Source organism: Rufibacter ruber (genome assembly GCF_014138425.1).
Taxonomy (GTDB): Bacteria; Bacteroidota; Bacteroidia; order Cytophagales; family Hymenobacteraceae; genus Nibribacter; species Nibribacter ruber_C.
Genome location: NZ_JACJIQ010000011.1, coordinates 125,322 through 138,337 on the forward strand (window position 1 = coordinate 125,322; position 13,016 = coordinate 138,337).

14 protein-coding genes and 1 tRNA gene are annotated in these 13,016 nt (G+C 44.9%); 7 read left to right on the plus strand and 8 right to left on the minus strand.

What is annotated here, in order from left to right; genetic code table 11:
• Positions 1-425: 425 nt before the first annotated feature.
• Together atpC and atpD are read right to left on the minus strand one after the other, a co-directional pair.
• Positions 426-674 (minus strand): ATP synthase F1 subunit epsilon, encoded by a 249-nt coding sequence (atpC, locus tag FHS90_RS13790; RefSeq protein ID WP_066829770.1) that lies wholly within the window; start codon positions 672-674, stop codon positions 426-428.
• A gap of 165 nt (positions 675-839) precedes the next feature.
• The gene (gene atpD, locus FHS90_RS13795; RefSeq protein WP_066829767.1) at positions 840-2,345 is read right to left on the minus strand and encodes a F0F1 ATP synthase subunit beta; all 1,506 of its coding nucleotides are present in this window, start codon (positions 2,343-2,345) and stop codon (positions 840-842) included.
• 257 nt (positions 2,346-2,602) lie between these two features.
• Here atpD and FHS90_RS13800 point away from each other — a divergent pair, with 257 nt between their 5' ends.
• Together FHS90_RS13800 and FHS90_RS13805 are read left to right on the plus strand one after the other, a co-directional pair.
• Positions 2,603-3,241 (plus strand): ABC transporter ATP-binding protein, encoded by a 639-nt coding sequence (locus FHS90_RS13800; RefSeq protein WP_182513460.1) that lies wholly within the window; start codon positions 2,603-2,605, stop codon positions 3,239-3,241.
• Between the two features lies 1 nt (position 3,242).
• Entirely contained in the window at positions 3,243-4,370 is a 1,128-nt protein-coding gene (locus FHS90_RS13805; RefSeq protein ID WP_182513461.1) for a hypothetical protein, read from the plus strand.
• A gap of 3 nt (positions 4,371-4,373) precedes the next feature.
• Here the strand turns inward: FHS90_RS13805 and FHS90_RS13810 are convergent, their stop codons facing one another.
• The gene (locus FHS90_RS13810; protein WP_182513462.1) at positions 4,374-4,607 is read right to left on the minus strand and encodes a hypothetical protein; all 234 of its coding nucleotides are present in this window, start codon (positions 4,605-4,607) and stop codon (positions 4,374-4,376) included.
• Between the two features lies 1 nt (position 4,608).
• On the minus strand, positions 4,609-5,019 hold the full coding sequence (locus FHS90_RS13815) for a hypothetical protein (RefSeq protein WP_066829754.1): 411 nt from the start codon (positions 5,017-5,019) through the stop codon (positions 4,609-4,611).
• Between the two features lie 742 nt (positions 5,020-5,761).
• Between FHS90_RS13815 and purL the strand changes: the two genes are divergently transcribed.
• Both purL and FHS90_RS13825 read left to right on the plus strand, forming a co-directional pair.
• Complete coding sequence (gene purL / locus FHS90_RS13820; RefSeq protein WP_182513463.1) at positions 5,762-7,984, plus strand: phosphoribosylformylglycinamidine synthase subunit PurL; 2,223 nt, start codon at positions 5,762-5,764, stop codon at positions 7,982-7,984.
• A gap of 94 nt (positions 7,985-8,078) precedes the next feature.
• A tRNA-Gln gene (locus FHS90_RS13825) sits at positions 8,079-8,151 on the plus strand.
• A gap of 262 nt (positions 8,152-8,413) precedes the next feature.
• Here FHS90_RS13825 and FHS90_RS13830 read toward each other — a convergent pair.
• The gene (locus tag FHS90_RS13830; RefSeq protein ID WP_182513464.1) at positions 8,414-8,563 is read right to left on the minus strand and encodes a hypothetical protein; all 150 of its coding nucleotides are present in this window, start codon (positions 8,561-8,563) and stop codon (positions 8,414-8,416) included.
• Positions 8,564-8,678: 115 nt separating this feature from the next.
• Here FHS90_RS13830 and FHS90_RS13835 point away from each other — a divergent pair, with 115 nt between their 5' ends.
• Positions 8,679-9,362 (plus strand): ADP-ribosyltransferase, encoded by a 684-nt coding sequence (locus FHS90_RS13835; RefSeq protein ID WP_182513465.1) that lies wholly within the window; start codon positions 8,679-8,681, stop codon positions 9,360-9,362.
• Positions 9,363-9,664: 302 nt separating this feature from the next.
• Here FHS90_RS13835 and FHS90_RS13840 read toward each other — a convergent pair whose 3' ends face one another.
• The 3 genes from FHS90_RS13840 to FHS90_RS13850 form a co-directional block, all read right to left on the minus strand.
• Entirely contained in the window at positions 9,665-10,249 is a 585-nt protein-coding gene (locus FHS90_RS13840) for a hypothetical protein (protein ID WP_182513466.1), read from the minus strand.
• Between the two features lie 80 nt (positions 10,250-10,329).
• Complete coding sequence (locus tag FHS90_RS13845) at positions 10,330-10,692, minus strand: hypothetical protein (protein WP_182513467.1); 363 nt, start codon at positions 10,690-10,692, stop codon at positions 10,330-10,332.
• 5 nt (positions 10,693-10,697) lie between these two features.
• Entirely contained in the window at positions 10,698-10,898 is a 201-nt protein-coding gene (locus FHS90_RS13850) for a hypothetical protein (protein ID WP_182513468.1), read from the minus strand.
• Between the two features lie 83 nt (positions 10,899-10,981).
• Between FHS90_RS13850 and FHS90_RS13855 the strand changes: the two genes are divergently transcribed.
• Positions 10,982-11,182, plus strand: a complete 201-nt coding sequence (locus FHS90_RS13855; protein ID WP_182513469.1) for a hypothetical protein — start codon at positions 10,982-10,984, stop codon at positions 11,180-11,182.
• A 361-nt stretch (positions 11,183-11,543) separates the two neighbouring features.
• On the plus strand, positions 11,544-12,944 hold the full coding sequence (locus FHS90_RS13860) for a hypothetical protein (RefSeq protein WP_182513470.1): 1,401 nt from the start codon (positions 11,544-11,546) through the stop codon (positions 12,942-12,944).
• Positions 12,945-13,016 lie beyond the last annotated feature (72 nt).

Sequence of the window (13,016 nt, forward strand, 5' to 3'; positions counted from 1 at the left end):
CCTTTATCCTTTCTTACAGTCAATTTTATCTTTCGTGTTCTATTCTCTCTTTTGTCATCCTGAAAGGACCCTGTGGGCGGACTTTAATGAATTTGACTTCAAGTAAATTTGAATACCAGCCTATGCTGCCATTTTTCCGGCGGGAATGAAGGGAATTAATGTAGAGAACTGATGGCTATAGGAATGCTGTTCGATCCTTTCTGGATGACAAAAGAGAGAAAAAGAATGGGAAGCTAAGATGATAGGAGAGAGCGGCAAAGACTGTTCAATGGAAGAAAGATTTACAGATTCTATGTGATAAGTGTTATTGTTTTCCTTTCCGTTTTTGGCCTACTTTTCCCAAAACACATCCCAAACGCCTATAAAAGCGAAAGCCCGCCTTCTTGGCAGAAGGGCGGGCTTTCAAAGATGAAAACAGGAAAGACTTAGGCAGTGACAGCTTCGGCCAGTACAATGATTTTGTTGTCCAGCACTTCTACCACCCCACCGTCAATCTGGAACTCAACGGGAGCACCAGAGGCAGGGGTAATGCGCACCGGTCCGTTGGCCAGGGCACTGATGAGGGCGGCGTGATTGTTCAACACTTCAAACCCACCATTGATGCCCGGAAACTTCACTGAAGTCACGTCGCCTTCAAATACTCTCTTATCTGGGGTGATGATCTCTAAATACATTGCTATGAGTTCTGAGTTCTGAGTCTTGAGTCTTGAGTCTATCTTTTGATAAATTCAGAATTAGGACTTAGAAGGAATAAAACTAATTATATTCTGAGTCTTAAACTCTGAACTAGAATCTTTAGAAGACTCAAGACTCAGAACTCAAGACTCAGAACTCAAAGTTTACTTTGCTTCGGCCAGCATTTTCTGTCCTTTGGCAACGGCGTCTTCAATGGTACCTACCAGGTTGAAGGCGGCCTCAGGCAGGTTGTCATGCTTACCGTCCATGATCTCGTTGAAGCCTCTGATGGTGTCTTTGATGTCAACCAATACCCCTTTCAAGCCGGTGAACTGCTCGGCTACGTGGAACGGCTGCGACAAGAAACGCTGCACACGGCGCGCTCTGTGAACTACCAGTTTGTCTTCTTCAGACAATTCGTCCATACCCAAGATGGCGATGATGTCTTGCAGTTCTTTGTAACGCTGCAGGATCTCTTTCACGCGCTGGGCAGTGTTGTAGTGCTCTTCGCCTACAATGTCAGCGGTCAAGATACGGGACGTAGAATCCAGAGGGTCTACCGCAGGGTAGATACCAAGCTCAGAGATTTTACGGGAAAGTACGGTGGTGGCATCCAAGTGAGCAAAGGTGGTTGCTGGAGCCGGATCCGTCAAGTCATCTGCAGGTACGTAAACGGCCTGTACAGACGTGATAGAGCCACGCTTGGTAGACGTGATACGCTCTTGCATGGCACCCATCTCCGTAGCCAAGGTTGGCTGATACCCCACCGCAGAAGGCATACGACCCAAAAGGGCTGATACCTCAGAACCTGCCTGGGTGAAACGGAAGATGTTGTCAATGAAGAAAAGGATGTCACGGCCGGCACCGGTACCGTCACCGTCCCGGAAAGACTCGGCAATGGTCAAACCAGACAAGGCCACACGGGCACGGGCCCCAGGAGGCTCGTTCATCTGCCCGAACACGAAGGTAGCTTTAGACTCTTTCAACGCGTTAGCGTCTACTTTAGACAAGTCCCAGCCGCCGTGCTCCATAGATTCCATGAACTCGTCACCGTATTTCACGATGCCAGACTCAATCATCTCACGCAGCAAGTCGTTCCCTTCACGGGTACGCTCACCCACCCCGGCAAACACAGAAAGACCACCGTGGCCTTTGGCGATGTTGTTGATCAACTCCTGGATCAATACGGTTTTACCTACCCCGGCACCCCCGAACAAACCGATTTTACCTCCTTTAGAGTAAGGCTCAATCAGGTCAATTACTTTGATACCGGTGTATAATACCTCAGTAGAGGTAGAAAGGTCTTCAAATTTAGGCGCATTGCGGTGAATAGGCAGGTCCAGTTGGCTGGCAGGCTGCGGAATACCGTCAATGGCATCACCAATCACGTTGAACAGACGGCCTAGCACGTTGTCGCCGGTAGGCATAGAGATAGGAGCCGCCAGGTCAGTTACTTCCATGCCGCGGGTCAACCCTTCGGTTGCGTCCATGGCAATGGTACGTACTCTGTCTTCGCCTAAGTGCTGCTGGGTCTCCAGTACCACGCGGGCACCGTTGTCCTTCGTCACTACCAGGGCATCCATGATGTTGGGCAACTTAGAATTCTCACCCGAAAAGCTAACGTCCACTACAGGGCCGATTACTTGGGTAATTCTGCCAATATTCGCCATTTGGTTGGTTTATAAGAATTTAGATAGATACTCACTTCTTTCAGGCTGCAAAAATAGGGCATTCTGTCTTGATTTCCATAGAAGTAGTGAAAAAGTTTTAGGCGGCTTTTTGCCGGTAAGGAAAGCGGCGCAGGAGGCACCTGTTTTCGGCCTGTTTTCCCAAAAACAGGCCGAAAACAGGTGCCTGGTTATTTTCATTGCGCCCGCCATACTAATTTGAAACGCAGGTAGTTTTAAAACCAAATGCGTGTCTAACTATGCTCACCTTTCAAGGCTTCTCTAAATCTTACGCAGACGCACCCGTGCTGGAGATTCAGCAACTCACGGTGCCGCCGGGCATTCACTGGGTCAAAGGCCGGAACGGCTCGGGCAAGACCACTTTGTTTAAAGTGCTGGCGGGGTTGCTGCCGTATAAAGGAGACCTCTTTTTAAATGGAACGGTGGCGCTGTCGCAACAGCCGGTGCTCCATCGGCAACACATCAGTTTCGGCGAAGCTGAGCCGCTGTACCCGTCCTTTATTACGGGGCAGGAACTGGTGAACCTGTTTGCCAAAGCCCGCCAAGCCCCGCACGGGCAGGCGGCGCAGTTAGCCAAGGCTTTAGGTGCGGAAGAGTTTCTGCACAAAGCCACGGGCACGTATTCCAGCGGCATGCAGAAGAAGCTGTCGCTGGTGCTGGCGTTTCTGGGCACGCCACGCCTGATTCTACTGGACGAGCCGCTCATCACCCTGGATACCGCCACCGTGCAAGCCATGTACGCTTTAATTAAGGCGTGCCACGGGCAAGGCGTTAGTTTCCTGCTGACCTCGCACCAGGACATTGAAATGCCAGATTTGCCGCTCACCGCCACGTGGCTGGTGCAAAACCAAATGCTCACTTTAGTCACCAACGCGTAAGATGAAGGCCCTGGACGCGGTGCTGCGCAAGGTGGTGGTGCAACAGTTCTACACCAGAAACGCCGGTTTCTTTCTGGTGGTGTTTTTCCTGATGTTTGGAGTGCAGCAACCGGCCTCGTTCTTAATCAGCCCCATGTTTTTGTCTGGGGTGGCGGCTTCGCCGATGTTCACGTTGCTGGTACTGGGCGTGTTCTTCCTGTACTACCTAAAATGTCTGCAATTCCTCTTGAAAGTGCTGCAAGCGCCGGAGAACGAGTTTCTGTACCTGGCTTCGTTGCTGCCAGAAAAGGAGCTGAGGTTCAGTTGGGCGAAGGCGTATTTGGGCGTGTTTCTCCCGGCGGTGGCGTACACGGGGTGGCTGGGAATTGTAGGCGTGTACACGGGTAGCTATTGGGCTATGTTACTGGTACTGGTGTTTCAGGTGGGCTTGCTGCTGGTGACGGTGAAACTTCTGCAGAAAAAGCTTTCGGGCTATAGAGTTCCGCAGCGCGGAAAGCCCTGGTTGAAACTGCCTTCCTGGCCGTGGCCGCCGTTTTTGTGGCCGCTCCGGTTTTTCCTGCACCAGGAACCGGTCATGCTGCTCCTGACCAAATTGTTGGCGGTGGCTGTGTTGCTGGGGTTCATGCACCTGTACCCGTACCCGGAATTTGACCTACGACCAACACAGGTAGGTTTCTTGATTGCCGCCACGGCGCATGCCATGCTGGTGCAACGGGTCCAAGAGTTTCAGGAGGCGGAATTGAAGGTGATCCGGCAGTTACCGTTTACGTCTGCGGCTAGAATCTTGCAGCAAGCGCTGTTGTTTGGGGTGCTGCTGTTGCCAGAGTTCTTTTTCCTGTTCAGGTTTGCCGGGCACTGGGAAACGCTTTGGCCTTTGGGGCAGCTTTGCCTGTTCGGGGTGGGGTACCTCTTGCTGCTTTTGACACTGCTCTACCGGCCCGGTTCTGCGCAGGAAACGTACTTGCAGCAAGTGTTTTTCCTGTTCATGGGGCTGCTGCTAGGGTTTCTGCTGTCGCCGCCGCTTTGGCTGGTGGCTTTGTTGTTTCTGGCGTTTTCTTTTCTGCGGTACCGGCGTTGGTATTATCAATACGAGCGGGTTATCAGCCAAAATGGGCCGGGAGAAGCGTAATAACTAAGCCGCCGAGGAAGGGGAAAGTCGGTTGGCTATTTTGGTTTCGCCTAGCAAATGCAGGGCCCGTTCCCACTCAAACTCACTGCGCAAATGAATGAAAATGTGGCTGCCGTGCTTAATCATGCGCACATCTTCCAACACCTGCGGGAGCCGCTTGTCCTGACTGGGCAATGTGTAGGTGTAGATTGGCGAAGCCGATTTCAGGTAGAACCAAAGGGTGGTGGCGGTAGTCATCTTATATGCCGGTTAACGAGGTTTTGAAAACAGACTTTATCCAGTCAAACCGAAGCCCGGTGAAGGCGGCCAGTTTCACCGCAAACGTGGTGGGCTGCTCCTGAAAAACCACCGTTCTTTCTTCCGGCGCCGCCGAGGGAGAAATGCGTTTCTGGGCTGCTTTTCTTAAAACTCCCCTAAACCGCACATGCCGGCTGGTGAAGCCAATGGCCGGGAAAATGCGGCGGGCCTGCCGGAACTCCTGCGCGCAGGTCAGCCGCAGGCAATAGTAGTTTCCGCAGGGAACCACGTCCAGGCTGTCTACCAGCCACGCCAGATATTCGTCTTCCTTGTCTAAGATAAGTGTGGCAATGGGTTGGGTGGCGTTGTAGTAGACTACCAGCGTGACGGTGTTTTTCTCTGTAGTTGCCATGGTTTCGGGCGGTTAATTTGAGAACCTGTGTAAGTCTACGAAGTCCTTTGGAGCCAATCCAGCCCCGCCGGCAAGCTTAACCAAAACTTAACCGGCCCGTCACAACTCACTAACCTAGTCGTAACAATTCCTTCATTTTGACGCAGTTTTCAGAAAAACAGCCCGGAAACGCACTGCCCAGCTCGCATAATTCTGGAAGAACCTGGCAGGCGAACGGCAGAGGCAGTCAAAACAGGTTTCTCTTGTTCTCCACCAAGATCCTCACAGGAGGACAAAAGAGAATAGGTGCCTTTGTTTTTAGCCCAAGCTGTTCGGGAGGTTCCGTCCAGCTGGTCCAGCTATTCGGGAGTTCTACTCCCGAACCTGCCTGCTGCGGAGTTCCACTCCGCCGGGAGCCGCAGATAAAAAGGGGAGTTGAACTCCCTGGCAGATTGCTTCCGGAGTAGAATTCCGGAAGGGCAAGGCTCTCCTGAGAGGGGAACATTCTGCAGGGGTAGCCAGGGGAGATCCCTGTTGGCAGGGGAAAGGGTGGGGCAGCAAGCACACATGGCGCTGGCAAGCCACGGCTTGGGTTGAGGAATTTCCGGTGCTCACAAGGGAAGTCCAGAGCTGAAGTTTCCTGTTTTGGAGCTGTTTTCTGAAAAACAGGCCGGAAACGCCTAGTAAAAGAGTGTGCATTTAGGCCGCTGCTTCTCAAAGAAATCTTTATTTTTGCCCTCGTCTTACCAAACCAACATCCGTCTTGGAAACCCAGACCACGCTCACCACCGTTGATACCGCCCAGAAACTGGGCCTGTTACCCGAAGAGTTTGACCGCATCAAAGAAATACTGGGCCGCACGCCCAACTTCACTGAATTGAGTATTTTCTCAGTGATGTGGTCTGAGCACTGCTCGTACAAAAACTCCATTGTGTGGCTCAAAACCCTGCCCAAAGACTCGCCGCGCATGCTGGCGAAGGCGGGCGAAGAGAACGCCGGTCTGGTAGACATTGGCGGCGGTTTGGCCTGCTCTTTCAAAATAGAATCACACAACCACCCGTCGGCCTTGGAGCCGTACCAAGGCGCGGCCACGGGCGTGGGCGGCATTAACCGCGATATCTTTACCATGGGTGCCCGGCCCATCGCGCAGCTGAACTCCCTGCGTTTCGGGAACCTGAACTCAGACAAAACCAAGCGTCTGTTAAGAGGCGTGGTGAAAGGAATTGGCGATTACGGCAACGCGTTCGGGATACCCACCGTGGGCGGCGAGCTGTTCTTTGACGACTGCTACAACGTGAACCCGCTGGTGAACGCCTTTTCGGCGGGTATTGTGGAAGTAGGTAAAACCGCCAGCGCCACCTCGCACGGAGCAGGAAACCCGGTATTTATCATCGGTTCTGCCACCGGCAAAGACGGGATACACGGCGCGGCGTTTGCCAGTAAAGATATCACCGAGGATTCTGTGAACGACTTGCCGTCTGTGCAAGTGGGTGACCCGTTCCAGGAGAAACTTTTGCTGGAAGCCACGCTGGAGATTCTGGAAACCGGCAAAGTGGTAGGCATGCAAGACATGGGTGCGGCCGGGATTACCTGCTCTACTTCTGAAATGAGCGCCAAAGGCGAAAGCGGCATGGAAATCTGGCTAGACAAGGTGCCTACCCGCCAGGCCAACATGCAACCCTTCGAGATTCTGCTTTCTGAAAGCCAGGAGCGCATGCTAGTGGTCATGGAAAAAGGCTCTGAAGACCTGATTTACCAAATCTGCGACAAGTGGGATATGTCCTGCGCCCAGATTGGCGAAGTAACCGATACCAAACGCCTACGCTACTACCAGAACGGTGAGCTAGTGGCTGATGTGCCCGCCGAAGATTTAGTTTTGGGAGGCGGTGCTCCCGTATATCATAGAGAATACCGCGAGCCAGCGTACTTTGCAGAAGCCCAGAAATTCACCATTGACTCGGTGCAGGAGCCAACTAACTATAAAGAAGTAGCTGAGTTTTTGGCCACGCACCCCAATATTGCCTCTAAGCGCTGGGTGTACAAGCAATATGACTCCATGATTGGCGCGTCTACCCTCACCACCAACCGCCCGGCAGATGCAGGCATTGTGAAGGTGAAAGGGTCTGACAAAGCCATTGCCATCACCGTTGACTGCAACAGCCGCTACGTAAACGCCGACCCTGAGCAGGGCACTGCCATTGCCGTGGCCGAAGCCGCCCGTAACATTGTCTGCTCGGGCGGTGAGCCTGTGGCCATTACCAACTGCCTCAACTTCGGGAACCCGTATGTGCCCGAGGTGTACTGGCAGTTTGTGGGCGCTATCAAAGGCATGGGCAAAGCGTGTACTGCCCTGGGTACGCCCGTGACCGGCGGAAACGTGAGCTTTTACAACCAGTCGTCAGATGAAGGACCTGTGTTCCCGACCCCAACTATTGGTATGCTGGGCATTGTGGAGGACAAAGCCAACGTGATGACCCTGGCGTTCCAGAACGAAGGGGATGCCATCTATTTATTAGGTGCCGCTAAAAATGACATCGCTTCCAGCGAATACCTGTACTCGTACCAAGGCGTGAAACTGTCACCGGCCCCTGCTTTTGACATGGACGAGGAACTACTGGTGCAGAAGACCGTGAAAGAGTTGATTGAAGCACGTTTGGTACAATCTGCCCATGACTGTGCCGACGGTGGTCTGTACATCACCTTGCTGGAATCTGCCATGGCCAATGAGTTCGGGTTTGACGTGGTCACCGATAAAAATTTCCGGAAAGATGCCTACCTGTTCGGCGAGAGCCAGAGCCGCGTGGTGGTAAGCGTAAGCCCTGCCCAGCAGGAGGCGTTTGAGAAACTGGTGTCTGGCAACGGCCTGACTTTCACGAAACTTGGTACGGTAACGGCCCAGAACTGCGTGGTAGACGGGGAGACGTTCCATGCTATCCAGGACATCAAAAACAGCTATGACACCGCCCTGGAGCGGATTATGGAATAAATTTTCTGAAAAATTTTATTCCTAAAATTTGCGCTGAATAAAATCTTTCCTACCTTTGCATCACCAAACGATAGCAACGCTGTCTAAGGGAGATTGTCCGATGGTGTAACTGGCAACACGTCTGATTTTGGTTCAGAAGAGTCCAGGTTCGAAACCTGGTCGGACAACATTGTACTAACAGTAAAGCCTGATTATCATTTTGATAGTCAGGCTTTTATGCTTTTAAGGCTTTTAATTGTACTAACTTTTTTTAGATTTGTTAGTACAACTGGCACCAATGTTAGTATAGGCTATTCATGGAGGATATAAATCTAATACAATATTCTAGGTAGTTAGAAGCTTCTGTATGGCATTGAAGTGAAAGAGACAGCTACTTTTATAGCTGCCTCTTAAAATGGCTTAGACCGTCTTAGATCAAAAATGAATCTATTACTGCTGTGCCTTTGGTTTAAGCCCACGCTTTGCACCGGTTTTACCAGTACCGACCGGAAGTTCGTCTGTCAGCGCCCTCATCCTGGTAAATACATCTAATACTGCTTCAACCTCCCTTACATTAGATGCAGCCTTGATTATTGACATATGAATTTGTCGATTTCTCTTTTTACCAATTCACGCATAGTTTTTATTTAGTTATAGTTAGAAGTCTGAATATTGAAACTGATCTTAAATAGTGACCATAACTTATGATTTACACATGATTGATATTGAGAAGCTTTTCAGTCTGAATGACCAGTTAGAAAAAAATTGGGATGACAACCTTAGGGATTCATTCCGTGGATTCAAAGTCTGGTTCGATAGTTACAGGAATGGAGACGTCAAACTAGACAGGAATCTAAAGGGTATGATAGATCATAACCTGACCGAAGAGGAAGCATTTCTTGTTTTGACGTATACCGCCAGCAAAACATCAAGTTGGGTTAACCATGATCTAAGAAATGGGAATACACATAAGCGTGCTGATAAAATCCTTTATTCAGAGTATCTAAGTTTCGTGCTGAACAAAATACCCCCATTTAACAATGCATTGGCGTTTAGAATGGAGACGGAGGTTTCAGATGACGAAGAGGTGTTAAACTGGTTTGAATCTAAGATGGGGCGTACTTTTGTTTTACCATACTTCTTGTCAACTTCTAAAGAAGATTGGGGGAATGATCAACTTGTATGGCAAATTCAAACATTACCTAAAAATAGCCTAGCAAGAGATATATCTAATTTAACCAATAATCCTCCGGAACAAGAAATTCTATTTAATAAGGGGGCTAAGTTCCTAATCAAGGGAGTGGACAAAGAGAAATGCTACGTTTACCTGGATGAAATAGATAGCCAACATGAAACAAGCTTTGCATTGACGGGTCTCTACCACTGGAACATCAGGTAAAAAATTTAGGAAATAATTTGGTATAAGAATAAAAGGAAAAATATAAGGATCACCTTTTGTAGAACTTAAATCCCACTTTATTTAAATTAGAGAGGGGGTTTGAGTTCTAAGGATTTTAAAGCTTTTGTAAATTTTACTAGAAAGCTTTATAGAGTCTATTGGACCTGTTTGAATGACTATATGAAGAAAAACAGAACATTAAAAATGTAGTAAGACTATTATTCAACTTTTAAACCTTGTTGTAAGAATCGTTCATTCCAAACTTTAAAAAAGGGAAAAGCTTTTTGTGGTAACTAACCTGTTTAGTCTATCCATTCCTCAAAGCAGTTGCCGTTGCAGCGGAAACAGATTCCATTCTCTACGTGATCATATTGGGGTAAATGCCCTGTTCCATCACACCTATTACATGGAGTAAGATTTTTAAAGCTTGATTGCTTTTCATCCTGATAGAAAGGTATAGATTCTTCCTGGTGTATTTTAAGATGGCATTTATGACAAACTAATAGTAAGCTTTCATTCGGATATTCCCACGGCAGCCGGTTAGCCAGATAATATGTATGGTGAACGTGAGCGAAAAGTGGATCATTCTGGAAAGATATTATTACATCGGGCACAGTATAAGTGTCAATCACTTCGCCTGAATAAAAATCTTTTATTTCTATTTCCCTTTCTACCTCTTCCCAAATGTATGGGCGTTCTACAGTAATAGAGCCTACCAATGTGGGCATGTACCCTTCAATGCATTCTTCTTTGCATTTTTCGCATGTGTTCTTAGCCCTATCTATGATTTCCTTTCTTTTTGCCTTCCACTCTTCTAGACTTAACAAAATTGAATAGGGGATGTGCTTCCCAAAATATTGTTGTTGAATGTCTTTTAAAGATTTCATGGCGATTACATTTTTCTTTATACAATGTACCAATAAATGGAACGAAACAAAGTTTAACCCAATATTTTGAATGATACAGCTTACTCATGTTCAAGAATCTGAGTGAATTGGTTATATGATAAAATTGGAATTTTATCTTTATAAATAACTGGTTGACCATCTTGTGTATCTTCTATCGAAACCACTAAATTTAATAATTGAATGAGCGGTAAGGGTGGGTAAGCTATAGTTTCCATTAAACAAATAGCAATTGTCCTATACTTACACGTTTGTAGTTGATTATGTATAATACGTTCCAATTCTGGTTCTAGGCTGTTTATGGAAACCATATAGTCATAGTGTATTTCTATTTTCTCATTCATAATCAAAGTGATACAATAAGATATATTTCCGATTTTGGTCATATAACTTACTTTGCCTTTTTCGATTAATTCCTCTAACATAAAATTTATTTCATTTTTTTTATAGCTTCTATCAGCCTTCTGACAGCTAAATCCAGGGTCTCAGATTTGTTTAAGTGATAACCGTTTTTTTGAAGCATCAAGATTGCCACATCCAATTCCTGCATCGTTCTAACTCTTGCCTTTATACTTTTAAACCTATTCATATCCTTTCCTTTTATAGGTATATATCTATTTAGGTTTTCCACTTTCTACTTTTTTTCCACCAATTTTGGGGATTTTTCCTGATATGGGTTTTGCCACGGATATATACAATATAAAAATTATATAAATGATGAGTAGTAGAGGTATAGTAATCAAATTTATGAGTGATGATGTTAATGGTTTGAACCTCAGAATCGAAATCAGTGGGTTTAAGGAAGCGTTGAATAATTTAAAAATAGATGTTGACCTGGTGGGCACTATCCCCGTTGAAACAGAGATTAAAAGTCCGGTAGATGAAATTGAAAGACTATATAATGATCTGCCTTAGTTAGATTGTTGTAGTTTAATAATGAAAGTATTACATGATGATACAATGTAATAGGAACATGTTAAACAAAAAGGTGAAAAATACAAAATATATAAAACCTCAAAAAAGAGCATTTCTATGCATTTTACTGGGTTTTTTACTGTCTATATATATATTACCTATACAGAGTAAGAGAAGAGATTAATGATTTATATGAAAATAAAATAATATTTTAACTTTGTATATTTTATACCTTTTTACTTGTATAATATAGTTAGTGTTTTTAAATGTATAAGTTAATACTTGCTTTGAGTAATTTTTTAAAACTTCCTACCTGTTGTTTATATAATGGATATATAAATAATAAAAAAAGAAGTTGAATATGAAAAACAACAAAGTATTAAAAGAGGGTGAAAGGAAATTATATATCCCAAGTAAAGTAAATCTTAAAGAATTAATTCTTGCTGAGAATACTGAAAGGTATTTAAATGATCATCAGGATAAGTATGCATATGTATTGTCTAAAATTATTGAGATGAGTATATTCTCGAGAGAGAAAAGAAATGGATTGATTCCATTGCATGCAGCTACTTTACAATCAATTCTTGGTTGTAAGTATAAAAAGGTATTAGAAGATTTACTGAGATGGAATGTTATAATAACTGACAACCATTTCAAAACAGATGAAGAGTCCAAAGGATATGCGATATCCAGGAAGTACCAATCCAAAGCAAAGGAGGTATTGATATTGAATGAAAGGTTTGCCACAAAATTAAAAAAGAAACAGTCCACTGAATGGTCAAAGGAAGCACATTACGTTCTTTCTCAACTAAGATATATACATATTGACCATGATACTGCTTTAAACTACATAGACCATAAATTAACAGAGACAATAAGTTTGATTAAAAGTTTACCGGTTAAGAATATATATAATAACTTCCTTCAAATAGTCGATAGTTCAACCACAAAAGACTATTATTCAGTGCCTTTAAAAGATAGAAAATTATATAGCTGCTCTAATTTCAAAGACCATGAAAGTTTGATTGATATCATGAATCGTAAGTATAATGCTGATTTTTACGCCATTATGAACCTTTGGAATCGGAAGTGGTCGTTTGAGGTCGATAAAAATACTGGAAGAGTTTATACATTTATAACCAATCTTTCTAGCTGTCTCCGGCAATTTCTCTTTCATGTAAAATTTCCTGATAAAGCCTTGGTTAACATAGACATAAAAAACTCGCAACCATTTATTTTCTGTTCTCTTCTGATTGAAGAGTATGGTTCTGATATTCCTGACGATGTTAAAAAATATATAACATTATGCGAGTCAGGAAAGCTATATGACTTCCTGATGAAGGAGATAAGTTACCAAGGCAGCCGGAAAGAATTTAAACAATTGTTTTTCTCTACTCTTTTTTATTGTAAAAACAATTATTCAGATAAATCTAAAGAATTAATGTTTTTTAGAAGTGCGTTCCCCAATGTTTATAAAATTGTTAGGAAACTGAAAACAGAAGATTATAAGTACCTTAGTAAGGTAATGCAAACCTATGAAGCTAATGTTATTATTAATAAAGTGGTAAAAACGTTAAAGAAGAATTCTATTTTTCTGACTACAATTCATGACTCTGTAATTGTTTTTGAGGAAGATGCTGACAAGGTTAAAAAAACTGTAATAAAAAATTTTGTGAAACAGTATAAAATAACTCCATCCTTGGATGTTGAAAGATTATTTAAAGAAACATACGGTCTTTCTGTAGACAAAATAGCTGCCTGAAATAAATTATAAAATTTTTAAAACTTATCTTTTACGAATTTATATAAGTGGTATTAACAACTAAATTAATAT

Coding starts and splice junctions, on each gene's coding strand:
- atpC (WP_066829770.1), bottom strand. CDS start 674: ATGTATTTAGAGATCATCACCCCAGATAAGAGAGTATTTGAAGGCGAC.
- atpD (WP_066829767.1), bottom strand. CDS start 2,345: ATGGCGAATATTGGCAGAATTACCCAAGTAATCGGCCCTGTAGTGGAC.
- FHS90_RS13800 (WP_182513460.1), top strand. CDS start 2,603: ATGCTCACCTTTCAAGGCTTCTCTAAATCTTACGCAGACGCACCCGTG.
- FHS90_RS13805 (WP_182513461.1), top strand. CDS start 3,243: ATGAAGGCCCTGGACGCGGTGCTGCGCAAGGTGGTGGTGCAACAGTTC.
- FHS90_RS13810 (WP_182513462.1), bottom strand. CDS start 4,607: ATGACTACCGCCACCACCCTTTGGTTCTACCTGAAATCGGCTTCGCCA.
- FHS90_RS13815 (WP_066829754.1), bottom strand. CDS start 5,019: ATGGCAACTACAGAGAAAAACACCGTCACGCTGGTAGTCTACTACAAC.
- FHS90_RS13830 (WP_182513464.1), bottom strand. CDS start 8,563: ATGTCAATAATCAAGGCTGCATCTAATGTAAGGGAGGTTGAAGCAGTA.
- FHS90_RS13835 (WP_182513465.1), top strand. CDS start 8,679: ATGATTGATATTGAGAAGCTTTTCAGTCTGAATGACCAGTTAGAAAAA.
- FHS90_RS13840 (WP_182513466.1), bottom strand. CDS start 10,249: ATGAAATCTTTAAAAGACATTCAACAACAATATTTTGGGAAGCACATC.
- FHS90_RS13845 (WP_182513467.1), bottom strand. CDS start 10,692: ATGTTAGAGGAATTAATCGAAAAAGGCAAAGTAAGTTATATGACCAAA.
- FHS90_RS13855 (WP_182513469.1), top strand. CDS start 10,982: ATGATGAGTAGTAGAGGTATAGTAATCAAATTTATGAGTGATGATGTT.
- FHS90_RS13860 (WP_182513470.1), top strand. CDS start 11,544: ATGAAAAACAACAAAGTATTAAAAGAGGGTGAAAGGAAATTATATATC.